11 protein-coding genes are annotated in these 13,223 nt (G+C 66.7%); 10 read left to right on the forward strand and 1 reads right to left on the reverse strand.

Annotated elements, in window-relative coordinates:
* Positions 1-2: 2 nt before the first annotated feature.
* Complete coding sequence (locus tag AC0MAZ_RS17065; protein WP_475858667.1) at positions 3-1,712, reverse strand: sulfatase-like hydrolase/transferase; 1,710 nt, start codon at positions 1,710-1,712, stop codon at positions 3-5.
* A 384-nt stretch (positions 1,713-2,096) separates the two neighbouring features.
* Between AC0MAZ_RS17065 and AC0MAZ_RS17070 the strand changes: the two genes are divergently transcribed.
* Genes AC0MAZ_RS17070 through AC0MAZ_RS17115 form a run of 10 tightly spaced genes read left to right on the forward strand, consistent with a single transcriptional unit; the run spans position 2,097 to position 13,217 of the window.
* Positions 2,097-3,446 carry a UDP-glucose dehydrogenase family protein gene (locus AC0MAZ_RS17070; protein WP_203646326.1) on the forward strand — a complete coding sequence of 450 codons (1,350 nt, stop codon included), beginning with the start codon at positions 2,097-2,099 and terminating at the stop codon, positions 3,444-3,446.
* Positions 3,443-4,507 (forward strand): NAD-dependent epimerase, encoded by a 1,065-nt coding sequence (locus tag AC0MAZ_RS17075; protein WP_203646324.1) that lies wholly within the window; start codon positions 3,443-3,445, stop codon positions 4,505-4,507. The genes AC0MAZ_RS17070 and AC0MAZ_RS17075 overlap by 4 nt, the downstream gene beginning before the upstream one ends.
* The gene (locus AC0MAZ_RS17080; protein ID WP_475858668.1) at positions 4,504-5,250 is read left to right on the forward strand and encodes a sugar transferase; all 747 of its coding nucleotides are present in this window, start codon (positions 4,504-4,506) and stop codon (positions 5,248-5,250) included. The genes AC0MAZ_RS17075 and AC0MAZ_RS17080 overlap by 4 nt, the downstream gene beginning before the upstream one ends.
* Before the next feature lies 1 nt (position 5,251).
* A complete protein-coding gene (locus tag AC0MAZ_RS17085) occupies positions 5,252-5,899 on the forward strand; it encodes a CpsD/CapB family tyrosine-protein kinase (RefSeq protein WP_050705462.1) in 648 nt (215 codons plus the stop codon).
* A gap of 22 nt (positions 5,900-5,921) precedes the next feature.
* Complete coding sequence (locus AC0MAZ_RS17090) at positions 5,922-6,941, forward strand: polysaccharide biosynthesis/export family protein (protein WP_232856948.1); 1,020 nt, start codon at positions 5,922-5,924, stop codon at positions 6,939-6,941.
* A gap of 14 nt (positions 6,942-6,955) precedes the next feature.
* Positions 6,956-8,530 carry a GumC family protein gene (locus AC0MAZ_RS17095; protein WP_203646318.1) on the forward strand — a complete coding sequence of 525 codons (1,575 nt, stop codon included), beginning with the start codon at positions 6,956-6,958 and terminating at the stop codon, positions 8,528-8,530.
* Positions 8,527-9,759: a glycosyltransferase family 4 protein gene (locus AC0MAZ_RS17100; RefSeq protein WP_232856947.1), complete on the forward strand. Its 1,233-nt coding sequence runs from the start codon at positions 8,527-8,529 to the stop codon at positions 9,757-9,759. The genes AC0MAZ_RS17095 and AC0MAZ_RS17100 overlap by 4 nt, the downstream gene beginning before the upstream one ends.
* The gene (locus AC0MAZ_RS17105) at positions 9,756-11,126 is read left to right on the forward strand and encodes an O-antigen ligase family protein (protein WP_475858669.1); all 1,371 of its coding nucleotides are present in this window, start codon (positions 9,756-9,758) and stop codon (positions 11,124-11,126) included. Before AC0MAZ_RS17100 ends, AC0MAZ_RS17105 begins: the two co-directional genes overlap by 4 nt.
* Positions 11,123-12,088 carry a glycosyltransferase family 2 protein gene (locus AC0MAZ_RS17110; protein ID WP_475858670.1) on the forward strand — a complete coding sequence of 322 codons (966 nt, stop codon included), beginning with the start codon at positions 11,123-11,125 and terminating at the stop codon, positions 12,086-12,088. The genes AC0MAZ_RS17105 and AC0MAZ_RS17110 overlap by 4 nt, the downstream gene beginning before the upstream one ends.
* Positions 12,081-13,217, forward strand: a complete 1,137-nt coding sequence (locus AC0MAZ_RS17115; RefSeq protein WP_475858671.1) for a glycosyltransferase — start codon at positions 12,081-12,083, stop codon at positions 13,215-13,217. The genes AC0MAZ_RS17110 and AC0MAZ_RS17115 overlap by 8 nt, the downstream gene beginning before the upstream one ends.
* The last annotated feature ends 6 nt before the right edge of the window (positions 13,218-13,223 follow it).

The raw sequence follows: 13,223 nt of genomic DNA on the forward strand, positions 1-13,223 counted from the left end.
CCTCAGTCCGCCTTGCCTACCGGCATCGGTTGCCCCGCCAGGACACTGGCGGGCGTGACCACCTGCCCCAGGTCGATGTGACGGAAATCCGGCTTGGCCCCCAGCCGCGCATTGAAACGCACGTTGAAGGTGAACGGGTCGTCGGTCGGCATGTCCAGCGAACGGCCGTAGCGCGCGCTCACGGCCGTGCCGTCATAACCCATCAGCTTGAGCAGCGTGGGGAACAGGTTGTAATGGCTGGAAGCGTTGCGGTTGGCCTGCAGATGGGCCTGCCAGTCCAGCGTGCGCAGGCCCTCGCCCTGGATCACCACCAATGGCACCAGGCCCTCTTCCGGCACAGGATCGCTGTCGCAATGGGTGTTCAGGCCAGGATTGCCGCGCTCATGCAGGTCCTGGCCATGGTCGGAGGTATAGAGCACCACGGCCTGGCTGAGATCACCCTCGGCGAACAGCCGGCGAAAGAATTCGCCGACATTCCACAGCACGGTGTTCTGGTAGGCGTTGCGATACAACACCCAGTCCTGCGGACGGCCATCGAATCCATCGCGGGTGCCGGTGTCGGCGATATCGACGTAACGCCCCCGAGGCAAGGCGGGCTGGTACTTGAGGAAGTCATCCGGATACTTGTCATGCACCGGGAAGTGGGCGCCGACCTTGTTCACCACGATCAGCTGCGGCCTGCCGTCCTTGAGCAACGCCACCAGCCGCTCCAGCGCCGCCATGTCGCGCTGCACCACGGGGGTGTCGTCGAACTGGATGAACTGGTCGATATCACGCTTTTCGGTCTCGGTCATCAGGTTCTGCAGGTTGCCGCCGGTGCGCTGGCCATCGATATACACCGTTCCCAGGCCCGCGCGTTTGGCGTACTGCCAGATCGACGGCTGGGTCGAGTTGATGCGCAGGTAATCGGTGCGGGTTCCGCCATAGCGCAGGGTGACGTTGGTGTCGGCACTGCAGTTGGCGATGGACGCGGCATAGCCGAAGTTGACGATGGACACGCCGGACTGGGCCTGGCCCAGGTGGCTGGTGACCCCGGCCGGGGTGTTCAGGTCCAGGTAGTTGCCCGAGATGCTCTCGTCGATCAGCAGCACGATATCCCGCGCCATCGCCGGCCCCGCCTGGGCCAGGGTCACTGGCTGGCGCGGCCCGACATGGTCGTGCAGGGTCTCGTAGCCGAACAGGCTGAGGTAGGCCAGCGGCGTGTACATCACCGGCAGCCCGCGGGCGCCCTCGCCGGCGCGCACGAACAGGATGGCGATCAGCACCAGCAGACCCAGCACCGGTGCCACGGGTGGCAACAGCCACGGTAGCCGAGGGGTCGGCCCCGGGCGCAAGCCAAGACCAAACAGCAGCAACAGCGCCCGTGCCGCGGCCAGGGTAATAGCGTAGTGATATTGCTGCAGGGCCTCCTGGACGAAACCGCCGGCATAGACCATGGACACGAATGCGCTATAGGTCAGGTAGGAGTCGGTGATGCGGTTATAAGCGTCGAGAAAGATCGCACTGACCGTGAACGCCAGCGCCAGCGACCAGCGCAGCCAGCCGGGGCGGCTGAACGCGGCCAGCAGCAGGGCCAGAGCCAATACAGCGAACACCCCCAGGTACAGCACCAGTGGCAGGCCAATACCCAGGGCTTCTATGCGCTCGCGGTAATAGGCATGAAAGCTGGCCAGATAGACCAGCAACAGCAAAAGCTTGATCCATCCGCGCATGTTTCGGCCACTCCGGTCATGGGAATCTCTTCAAACCGTAGCAGCTGTGAAACAAACTACAACGCAAAAAAGTCAAAATTCCGACGACATACCGACACCAGAATCTGGCACCTGCCGCAAGTTGTTGTTGATTCTCCCTATCGTCCGCAACCCGCTTATTTCGGTGCGTCCAACCGTTCATCGGTTCGTCGAACGGCCAATTGCCACTAGCTATGCGCGCTAACACACGGATTGGAAACAGGTTGGTGGCAGAACGCCCGTTTCGCCAGGGTCTGTAAATTCGACGAAACATGCCATTGCTTTGACGCAAATCCACCGGGCTGAGCTATACCCAATTCACACCACTGTTTCATCTCCCTTACTCATCCATACGAGGCACCGCGCATGGACGTGAGCGTTTTTGGCACCGGTTATGTCGGACTGGTACAGGCAGCAGCCCTGGCGGACGTAGGTCACCGGGTCCTGTGCGTGGATGTCGATACCCACAAGATCAACCAGTTGCGCCAGGGTGTACCGCCGATCAGCGAGCCGGGCCTGTCGGACCTGCTCGAGGACAACATCAAGGAAGGCCGCCTGCTGTTCAGCACCCAGGCCAGCGACGCGGTCAGCCACGCAGAGCTGATCTTCATCGCCGTCGGCACGCCGCCCGACGAGGACGGCTCGGCCGACCTCAGCCATGTGCTCAACGTCACCCGGCAGATTGCCGCGCTGATGGAGACCGACCATACCCTGATCATCAAGTCCACCGTGCCGGTGGGCACTGCCGACCAGGTCATGGCCCTGGCCCGCGACGAACTGCAGCGCCTGGGCAAGGGCCAGCTGCAGGTGCGCGTGGTGTCCAACCCCGAGTTTCTCAAGGAAGGCAGCGCCCTGGCCGACTGCATGCGCCCGGACCGGATCATCGTCGGCACCCTCGACGAAGTCGCCCATGACCAGCTGGCAGAACTGTACGCGCCGTTCTGCCGTAACCACGAAAAGCTGATGTTCATGGACAACCGCAGCGCCGAGCTGACCAAGTACGCCGCCAACGCCATGCTCGCCACCCGCATCAGCTTCATGAACGAGCTGGCCAACCTCAGCGAACACCTGGGCGCCGATATCGAAGCGGTGCGCCGCGGCATCGGCTCCGACCCGCGCATCGGCTACCACTTCATCTATCCAGGCTGCGGTTTCGGCGGTTCGTGCTTCCCCAAGGACATCAAGGCCCTGCTGCACACCGCCGCCCACAGCGGCATGCCGCTGCGCCTGCTGCAGAGCGTCAACGAGGTCAACGATCAGCAGCGGCGCATCCTCTTCGCCAAGCTCAAGCAGCGCCTGTCGGGCCTGGCCGGCAAGTCCATCGCCCTGTGGGGCCTGGCCTTCAAGCCCAATACCGACGACATGCGCGAGGCCCCCAGCCGCTACCTGATGGAGGCCCTGTGGGCTGAAGGCGCCACCGTGCGCGCCTACGATCCTGAAGCCATGGACGAGTGCCGGCGCCTGTACGGCTACCGTGACGACCTGCACCTGTGCGCCACCCGCGACGACACCCTGCAGGACGCCGATGCCCTGGTGATCTGCACCGAGTGGAAGAACTTTCGCGTGGTCGACTTCTCGATGCTGGCCAGCAAGCTGCGCGAGCGGGTGATCGTCGACGGGCGCAACCTGTACAACCCCGAGCAGGTTGCCGCCCATGGCCTGCACTACAGCGGCATCGGCCTGCGCCAGATCGCCCCGCAGGCGGATGCGCCATGAAAGTGCTGGTGACCGGCGCGGCCGGTTTCATCGGCGCCCACACCTGCCGTCAGCTGTTGCTCGAGGGGCACCAGGTGGTGGGGCTGGACAATTTCAACGACTACTATGAGCCGGCGCTCAAGCACGCCCGCGTGCACTGGGTGCGGCAGACGGTCGGCGACTTCCCGCTGCACTGCCTGGACCTGGGCGATCGCGACGGCATGGCCCGGCTGTTCGCCAGCGAGCGTCCGGAGGTGGTGGTGCACCTGGCGGCCCAGGCCGGCGTGCGCTACTCGCTGCAAAACCCGCAAGCCTACCTGGACAGCAACCTGGCCGGTTTTCTCAACATTCTCGAAGGTTGCCGCCGCCATCCGGTCAAGCACCTGCTGTACGCCTCGTCCAGCTCGGTGTATGGCGCCAACCAGCAGACGCCCTATCGGGTGCAGGATCCGGTGGACCACCCGCTGTCGCTGTATGCCGCCACCAAGAAGGCCAACGAGGCCATGGCCCACAGCTACAGCCACCTTTATGGCATCCCCTGCAGCGGCCTGCGTTTCTTTACCGTGTACGGCCCCTGGGGCCGCCCGGACATGTCGCCGATGCAGTTCGCCAAGGCGATCAGCGAAGGCCGGCCGATCCAGTTGTTCAACCATGGCCGTCACCAGCGCGACTTCACCTACATCGACGACATCGTCGAAAGCCTGGTGCGGCTGATCCCCCTGCCCCCGGTCGCCGACCCGCAGTGGAACGCGCTCAACCCGGACCCGGCGAGTAGCCACGCGCCCTGGCGCCTGTACAACATCGGTGGGCAGCGCCCGGTGGAGCTGCTCGACTACCTGGCCCTGCTGGAAAAACACCTGCAGCGCAACGCGGTGATCGAACTGCTGCCGCTGCAACCGGGCGATGTGCTGGCCACCTGCGCCGACGCCAGCGCCCTGGCCAGGGTCACCGGTTTCACCCCACAGATAGGCCTTGATGAAGGGCTCGGGCGCTTCGTCGCCTGGTTCAAGAGCTACCACTCGCCCGCCGCCAGCGAAGCGGCGCCCACGGGCGAGCAGCCAGATCAGCGGAGGGCGGTATGACAGGACAACCCAAGAGCGCGCAACTGCAGGCGCTGTACCAGGACAAACGCATGGACCCGGCGCACCGGCAGCGCATCGATGCCGCCATCCACATGCAGGGCCGCGGTTGGATGACCGGCCGTGCCGGGGGCCGCCCGTGGACGCTGTCGCGGACCAACCGCGTGCTGTCGTGCCTGGCCGCGCTGACCCTGCTGCTGCTGCTGTCGCCGGTCTTCCTGGTGCTGGCGCTGCTGATCAAGCTGTCGAGCAAGGGCCCGGTGTTCTTCGTGCAGAAGCGCACCGGCTACCGGGGCCGCGCCTTCGGCATGTACAAGTTCCGCACCATGGTGGCCAACGCCGAGGCGCTGAAGGACTCGCTGCGCCACCTGAACAAGCACGGCGCCGAATCCATCGACTTCAAGATCGACAAGGACCCGCGCATCACCTCGATAGGCGGCTGGCTGCGCCGCAGCAGCCTGGACGAGCTGCCCAACCTGATCAACGTGGTTACCGGCGACATGCGCCTGGTCGGCCCGCGCCCCACCTCGTTCAACGCCTACCGCTACCACGACAACCACCTGGCACGGCTGTCGATCTACCCGGGCATGACCGGCCTGTGGCAGATCTCCGGGCGCAGCGATATCGACTTCGACCAACGCGTAGAGCTGGACCTGAGCTACATCAACGAACAGAGCCTGATGCTGGACCTGAAGATCCTGCTCAAGACCCCGTTCAAAGTGTTCACTGGCCACGGAGCAAGCTGAGATGGACGGTTCATCCTCAAGAAGTCTGACCATCGCTACCCCAAGCGAGACCAACCTGACCTCCACCGTGCTCGACCTCGACCAGCGCACCCTGCTGCTGACCGCGGCCAACACCGGCAGCGGCACCAGTACCAGCGCCCTGGCCTTTGCCAGCCAGCTGGCATTGATGAGCGCGGGCAACGTGCTGCTGATCGACGCCAGCCTCAGCCCCGGCGGCCTCAGCCAGCAACTGGGCCTGGGCAAGCTGCGCGGCTACAGCGACCTGCTGTTCAACCAGGACACACCGCCGCTGGCCCAGGACTGCATCGTGCGCCTGTCCGACCAGCCGTTCGACGTGCTGCCGGTGGGCACCTGGAAACGCGGCCGCGACCGCCTCGACCACGAGCAGTTGCGCGTGCTGCTGCACCAGCTGAGCAACCAGTACCGCTTCGTGGTGATCGATGGCGAAGCCATCTACGCCAGCGCCGACAGCCTGGTGATCGGCACCCTGGTCGACGGCGTGATCCTGGTGGTCTGCGCCGAGGAGACCCGCTGGGAAGTCGCCCAGGCCGCCAGCCAGCGCCTGACCCAGGCCGGCGCGCGACTGATCGGCAGCGTGTTCAACAAGCGCAAGTACTACATGCCCAAGTGGCTGTACGAAAATCTCTGAGAGGCCGCACAGGATGAACGCCATGAGATACCCATCGATTGCCCTGTGCGTGCTGGCCCTGGCCGGCTGCGCCAGCCAGGAAGACCGCCAGATGCCGGTGCAGATCCTTACCGCGCCACCGGCCGAGAGCCAGGCCACCGAAGTCGCCCGCCGCGAGCAGGTGCTGCGCCCGCAGGACGTGCTGGAGGTGATTTTCCACGTCAGCAACCGTTCGGCCGGGGTCTACCGCATCCAGTCCGGTGACACCCTGGACCTGAACTTCATGGCCGCCAGCGGCCTGAACGGCAACCAGCTGGTGCAGCCCGACGGCAGCATCACCCTGCCCAGCACCAACGCTGCGGTGCGCGTCGAGGGCATGACCCCCGGCGAAGCCGAGAACGCCATCCGCCAGGCCTACCAGGACAAGCGGGTGTTCAAGCCCAACCGTGACCAGGTCACCGTGCGGGTAATCAGCCCGATGACCGACGAGGTCAACCTGAAGAACGCCCTCAACCACCCCGGCACCGGCATGAGCCGCGACATCACCGTGGGCAACGACGGCCGCGCCACCTTCCCGGAAATCGGCTCGGTGCCGCTGCAGGGCATGACCGTCAACCAGCTGCGCGACTACCTCAACGAGCGCTACGCCACCCTGCCCGGGCGCATGAGCGTGGACGTGCTGCTCAAGTCCACCGCCGCCAACGAGATCTATGTGCTCGGCGAAGTCGGCCAGCCCGGCGCCTTCCAGATCCGCCGCCCAATATCGGTGCTCGAAGCGCTGACCCTGGCCCGCGGCCCGACCCTCAAGGCCAAGCTCGGCTCGGTGGTGATCATGCGCCGTGAAGGCAACACCGTGCACGCGGTCAACTATGACGTCGACCAGGCGCTGTCCGGCGGCACCCAGAAGCTCGCCTACCTGCAGCCCGAAGACATGCTCTACGTGCCCAAGACCAAGCTGGCCAGCGCCGCCGAGCTGTCCCGGCAACTGGCCGACGTGGTGCTGTTCCAGGGCTTCGGCTTCAGCTTCAGCTACCGCGTCGACAACAAAGAAAGCGACGACTGACCGGGGGACGAACCATGACCACGCAACCCAAAGAAAACTATGTACATGAGTTCTTCCGCATCTTCTTCGCCAACCGCCAGCTGGTGAAACGGGTGTTCCTGGTGTTCGCGGTGATCGCGGTAATTTTACCGCTGGTGCTCAAGCAGAGCTTCGACATCACCGCCGAAGTCATCGTGCAGTCCAAGAAGCTCTCGCAGAGCGACACCACCTCGGCGCTCAGCCAGCAGGCCGACCAGTTCATCCCGCCGTCGCTGGCCGACATGGAGACCGAGAGCAACATCCTGCGCTCGCCGACCCTGATCCGTCAGACCATCGGCGAGCTGCGCAAGGAAGGCCACTATCCGGACGAGCCCGGCCTGCTGCGCCGTACCGTGCTCGACCCGGTGCGCCACGCGGTATTCGACCCGCTGCACCGGCTGTTCGGCAACAGCGTGGCCGATGACCGCGACACCCAGCTCGACACCCTTACCGACCAGGCGGTCAAGGACCTCAAGGTCGAGACCCTGCCCGGCTCCAACGTGATCTCCATCACCTACAGCGCCGACGATCCGAAGCTGGGCACGCTGTTCGTCAGTCGCCTGCTGGAGAACTTCCTGGCCAACCGCCAGGACCTGCAGTCCAACGAGCTGCCCGAAGCGTTCTACGAGCAGAAGAAGCTGCACTACCAGGCCCGCCTGGGCGACCTGGAAAGCCAGCGCCTGGGCCTGCTGACCGCCATCGGCTCGTCGGACCCCAAGGAAGAGATCACCTTCCGGCTGAACGCCATCAACACCGAGGAGCAGGCGCTCAACCTGCAACGTGACCGCCAGTTGCAGAACCAGAAGTGGCTCGACTACCTGCAGAGCAGCCTGGCCGCGGCCAGCAAGGCGAGGATGGCCGACTACGCGTTCCCCTACACCTTCACCACCACGGTCGACAACGTCGCCTTCGAGGACCGCGAGATCAAGCAGCTCGGCGAACAGCTGACCACCCAGCTGGCCCGCTACAACGGCGACGCCACGGTGTTCCAGCCAGGCTCCGACCAGATGGTCATGGCCCGCCAGCAAATCGCCCAGTTGCGCGCGCAGTTCCTCAAGATCGTCGAGAACCGCATCCGCGAGCGCCAGCAGGACCTGGCCGTGACCCAGCAGGTGATCGAGCAGAAGACCCAGCGCATCGCCGACTACAGCAAGCGCATCCTCCAGCTGCGCGAGACCCAGAGCAAGACCCGCCAGCTGGACACCGAGATCGATGCCCTGCACAAGGCCTTCTCCACCTACGCCCAGCGTTACGAGGAAAGCCGCGGCCAGGGCCTGCTCGACGGCAGCCAGTCCAACGCGCGGATCCTCAGCGCCCCCTACGAGCCCACTGCGGCGAGCTTCCCGAAACCTGGCCTGATCATTCCGTTCGGCCTGGTCACCGGCCTGCTGCTGGCGATCGCCGTGGTCTACGTCAGGGAGTTCTTCGACCATCGCTTCAAGCATCCGGCGCAGATCAGCCACGAGCTGGGCCTGCCGGTGCTGCTGGTGATCAACGACCAGGCCCCGGCGCTGCCCAACCCGCACAAGAGCTGGTCGCTGCCACGCCTGTGGCACTGGGTGCGCAATTGAACGCCGCGCTGCACGCCGGCCGGCCGATCCTCCACCTGCTAGGCAGTGGCGGGTTCTACGGCGCCGAGCGCATGCTCCTGGACCACTGCCAGGCGACCCCCGGCCAGCATCGGGTGCTGTTTCTCGATGCCCCGGCGGAGCTGGTGGCGCGCTTTCGCGAGGCGGGGGTCGAATGCGACACCTGCCGGGGGCTGGGGGCGGTGCTCAAGGTACTCGGCGCGCAGCGCGGCCAACGTCCATTGGTCAACAGCCACAACTTCAAGGGCCAGCTGTTCGGCTGGATCGGCGCCACCCTGTGGCGCCTGCCGATGGTCAGCACCCAGCATGGCTTCACCCCGCGCAGCCGCAAGCAGCGCTTCTACACCTGGCTGAGCCTGCAACTGTGCCGCACGCCGACGGTGGACACGGTGGTGTGCGTGGCCGAGAGCATCGCCCGCATCCACCGCGATGCCGGCGTTCCCGAGGCCAAGTTGCGGGTGATTCCCAACGGCCTGCCCGAGGCCTGCACGGCTGATGAAGATCATGTAGGAGCGGCCTTGCGCCGCGATGGGCCGCAACGCGGCCCCAAGGCCACCCACGCCGATAAGTCAGGCACATCGGATTACCCCGCAGCGGCGGCCGCTTCGCGGCCGATCGCGGCACAAGGCCGCTCCTACAGGGATTGCGATCATGACAAGGCCCCCTGGCTCGCCGCCTACGTCGGCCGCCTGTCCAGCGAAAAAGGCCCCGACCTGTTCCTCGACACCCTGATCCCGGTGTGCCAGCGCCACCCACAGGTCCACGCCGTGATGCTCGGCGAAGGCCCCGAGCGCGACACCCTGCAGGCCCGCATCGACGCCGCCGGTCTCACCGCGCGCATCACCCTGCCGGGCTTCCAGCGCGACATGCGCGGCTGGATGAAGCGCCTGGACGCCCTGGTCATCAGCTCGCGCACCGAAGGCACGCCGATGATCTTGCTCGAGGCCATGCAGGACGGCGTGCCAGTAGTGGCCTTCGGTGTCGGCGGTATTCCCGACGTCATCGAACATGGGCGCAACGGTCTGTTGGCCGCCCCGCTGGCCAGCGCTGAACTGGGCGAACACCTCGAGGCCCTGCTCGTGGATCCCGCGCAGGCCGCCGAGCTGGTCGCCGGCGCCCGCCGCACGCAACGCGAACGCTACCACCTGCCGACCCTGGCACACCGCTGGGCCCTGGTGTACCGGGGCACGGCCGAGGAGGTTGTCGCATGATCATTCCCCTGTCGCTGGTGGCCCTGGTGGCCTTGCTGAGCCTGGGGCTGCTGGCCAGCCCCTACCCATTCCTGGCCCCCGGCGGCGTGATCGGCCTGGCCGGCGTACTAGTGCTGTACCGCAAGCCAGCCTGGGGCCTGCTGGCGATCGCCACCCTGGTGCCGTTGGAGGGATTGCTCAAGGACGGCCTGGTGTCCGGCGCCAAGCTGGTGGGCATCGGCCTGGTGCTGATCCTCAGCCTGCAGCTGGCAGTGCGCCAGTTGCCCGGCGAGCGCCTGCGCAGCAACCAATGGCGCCTGCTGCTGCCGTTCATGGCCCTGTACCTGCTGAGCCTGTGGGCCAGCGACGACCTGGCGCTGTCGGGCGGTCACCTGCGCGAGTTGCTGGTGGGCCTGGTGGTGTTCGTCATCACCCTGCTGGTCGGCCGCGACCTCAACCTGCCGATGCTGGCCCGACTGATCACCGTCAGCGTGTGTGTCACCTGCCTGTTCGCGATCTTCTCCACCAAGTACCAGGAACAGGGCCGCGCCTCGGCCATGCTCGACCCCAACGCCTTCGCCCTGCTGATCACCATCGCCATGCCGCTGGGGCTGTGGCTGGCGATCAAGGCCCGGCAGATCCCGGTCAAGCTGTTCTGGGCCGGCAGCTGCCTGTTGCTGCTGGTCGGCATGACCAAGACCGAATCGCGCTCGGGGCTGGTGGTGCTGCTGATCAGCCTGGGCATCGTGCTGTACAACTACCGCGAACAACTGACCCGTATCCGCCCGCGCCACCTGGGCTTCGCCATGCTCGGCCTGGCCATTGTCCTGCCCCTGGGCGTGGCCCTGATGCCGGCGGGCTACGCCGAGCGCATCCAGTCGCTGATGCTGCTCAAGTCCGGGGTCAACGCGCACCAGGACGAATCGCTGGGCCGCCGCGCCTCCTACCTGGTGGTGGGCAAAGAAATGATCAGCCACAGCCCGCTGCTCGGCACCGGGCCCGGCACCTTCCCGCTGCACTATGCCGACACCGGATTCTCCAAGGCCTTCGCCCCGGTCAACAGCAAGACCACCGACCTTTACCGCCGCGCCCACAACACCTATCTGGAGCTGTTCAGCGAGGTCGGCCTGCCGGCGGGCCTGCTGTTCGTCGGCATGATCGCCCTGGCCCTGCGCAACTTCTGGCAGGCCCGCGCCGCCTTCCGCGCGGCCGGCGATGCGGACCGCGCCGACCTGATGACCCACCTGACCATGAGCATGCTGGCCATCGGCCTGTTCCTGATGTTCCTCAGCGCCCCCAGCCACAAGTACCTGTGGCTGATGCTGGCGCTGTCCAGCGTGCTGCTGGGCCAGGCCCGTGAACAACAGCCAGTGGAGGTGGCCCGATGAGCCGGGTGAGCATCGTCATCCCGATGTTCAACGAGGCCCGCCATATCGGCCGCACCCTGGACGCCGCCCGGCGCTCGGCCAGCGCGGCGGGCCTGGCCTGCGAGCTGATCGTGGTCGACAACGGCTCCAGCGACGACGGCCCGCGGATCGCCCGCGAGCACGGCGCCCAGATGCTGACCCTGCCCGGGGTGGCCATCGGCGCCCTGCGCAACGCCGGCGTGGCCGCCAGCCACGGCGAATGGCTGGCCTTCCTCGACGCCGACATCGAGGTGCCCGAGCACTGGCTGGACCTGCTGCTGGACCTGCAGCGCCGCGGCGAAGGCGATGTCTTCGCCCTCGACTGCGACACCCCACGCCACGCCCCGTGGTTCGCCCAGGCCTGGCAACGGCGCACCCTGCGCACCGGGCAGACGGTTCAGGACTGCACCTGGCTGCCCAGCCCCAACCTGCTGATGCGCCGCAGCTGGTTCGAACAGGTCGGCGGATTCGACGAGCGCCTGCGTACCGGCGAGGACAAGGACTTCACCCTGCGCCTGCACGAGTCCGGCGCCCGTCTGCGCGTGCTGCGCCAGCCCGCAGTGCTGCACTGGGGCTATGAGGCCAACTGGCGCGAATGGCTGGGCAAGGAGATGTGGCGCCAGGGCAGCCACCTGCAGCTGCTGCGCAGCCATGGCGTGAGCCTGCGCCTGCTGCGCTTCCCGCTACTATCAGTGGGGGCGTGGGTGCTGGACGCCATGGCGCTGTCGGCCCTGCTCGACGGTTTCCCCCATGTGGCCCTGTTCTTCCTGCTGGTCAGCGCCCTGCCCGCGCTGTTCCTGAGCCTGCGCCAGAGCCGCCGGCACCGTGACCCGCTGCTCACCCTGCAACTCTGGGGCCTGCACTGGCTGCGCCTGCACCTGGCCGGCGCGGCGTTCATCCTCAGCCTGTTCAACCGCACCGCAAGGAGGCCCGCCCGTGGCTGAGTTCATCTTCTGGCTATGCCTGCTGCTGCCGTTGTACGCCTGGGTCGGCTATCCCCTGCTGCTGACCCTGGCCGCGCCGTTCTTTACCCGGCGCACGCATTCGCCGTTGCCGGCGCAGCGGGTGAGCGTGGTGATCGCCGCGCACAACGAAGAGCGGCATATCGAAGCCAAGCTTACCAGCGTGCTCGGCCAGGGCTATCCTGCCGCCGAGCTGCAGGTAGTGGTGGCCAGCGACGGTTCCAGCGACCGCACCGTGGCGCTGGCCCGCGCCCTGGGTGACCCGCGGGTGCAGGTACTGGACCTGCCGCGCCTGGGCAAGGCCGGGGCGCTGAACAGTGCCGTGCAGGTGTGCACGGGCGACCTGCTGGTGTTCACCGACGCCGACAACCAGTGGTCGGCCGACACCCTCGGGCTGCTGCTGGCGCCGTTCGCCGACGCCCAGGTCGGCGGCACCGCCGGGCACATGATCATCCCCGACCCGGGCAAGGGCCTGAGCATCGGCGACAGCCTGTACCGGCACTACGAAGCCTGGGTGCGCAAGGTGGAGAACCGCACCGGCTGCATGGTCTCGGCCGACGGCGCCCTGCTGGCCCTGCGCCGGGCGCTGTACCAACCGATTCCCAAGCAGGTCAACGACGACTTCTTCATCAGCACCTGCGCCCCGGCTGCAGGGCTGCGTATCGTCTACGTGCCCGAGGCGGTGGTGCTGGACCAGGGCGTGGACGAGGCCGACAAGCAGTTCCGCCGGCGCCAGCGGGTTACCGTCGGCGGCCTGTTGAGCCTGGCCGCCCGCCGCGAACTGCTCAACCCGGCGCGCCACGGCCTGTACGCCATCGCCCTGATCAGCCACAAGCTGATCCGCCGCCTGGCCCCGGTGCTGCTGCTGCCACTGCTGCTGGCCAACCTGTGGCTGGCCATCGAACCCGGATTCTACCGCCTGACCCTGGCCCTGCAGCTGCTCGGCTACGCCGCCGCCATCGCCGGCCTGCTCGACGCCCGCCGCCGCCTGCCGCGCCCGTTCCGCTTGGCCGCCTTCGTGCTGGTCACCCTCGCCGGCATGAGCGTGGGCCTGTGGCAGTTCCTGCGCGGGCACAGCTACAGCCAATGGAACCCCGACCAGAATCGATGAGCGACG

The organism is Pseudomonas sp. A (assembly GCF_056270345.1).

Coding starts and splice junctions, on each gene's coding strand:
- AC0MAZ_RS17070 (WP_203646326.1), top strand. CDS start 2,097: ATGGACGTGAGCGTTTTTGGCACCGGTTATGTCGGACTGGTACAGGCA.
- AC0MAZ_RS17075 (WP_203646324.1), top strand. CDS start 3,443: ATGAAAGTGCTGGTGACCGGCGCGGCCGGTTTCATCGGCGCCCACACC.
- AC0MAZ_RS17065 (WP_475858667.1), bottom strand. CDS start 1,712: ATGCGCGGATGGATCAAGCTTTTGCTGTTGCTGGTCTATCTGGCCAGC.
- AC0MAZ_RS17110 (WP_475858670.1), top strand. CDS start 11,123: ATGAGCCGGGTGAGCATCGTCATCCCGATGTTCAACGAGGCCCGCCAT.
- AC0MAZ_RS17085 (WP_050705462.1), top strand. CDS start 5,252: ATGGACGGTTCATCCTCAAGAAGTCTGACCATCGCTACCCCAAGCGAG.
- AC0MAZ_RS17080 (WP_475858668.1), top strand. CDS start 4,504: ATGACAGGACAACCCAAGAGCGCGCAACTGCAGGCGCTGTACCAGGAC.
- AC0MAZ_RS17095 (WP_203646318.1), top strand. CDS start 6,956: ATGACCACGCAACCCAAAGAAAACTATGTACATGAGTTCTTCCGCATC.
- AC0MAZ_RS17105 (WP_475858669.1), top strand. CDS start 9,756: ATGATCATTCCCCTGTCGCTGGTGGCCCTGGTGGCCTTGCTGAGCCTG.
- AC0MAZ_RS17090 (WP_232856948.1), top strand. CDS start 5,922: ATGAGATACCCATCGATTGCCCTGTGCGTGCTGGCCCTGGCCGGCTGC.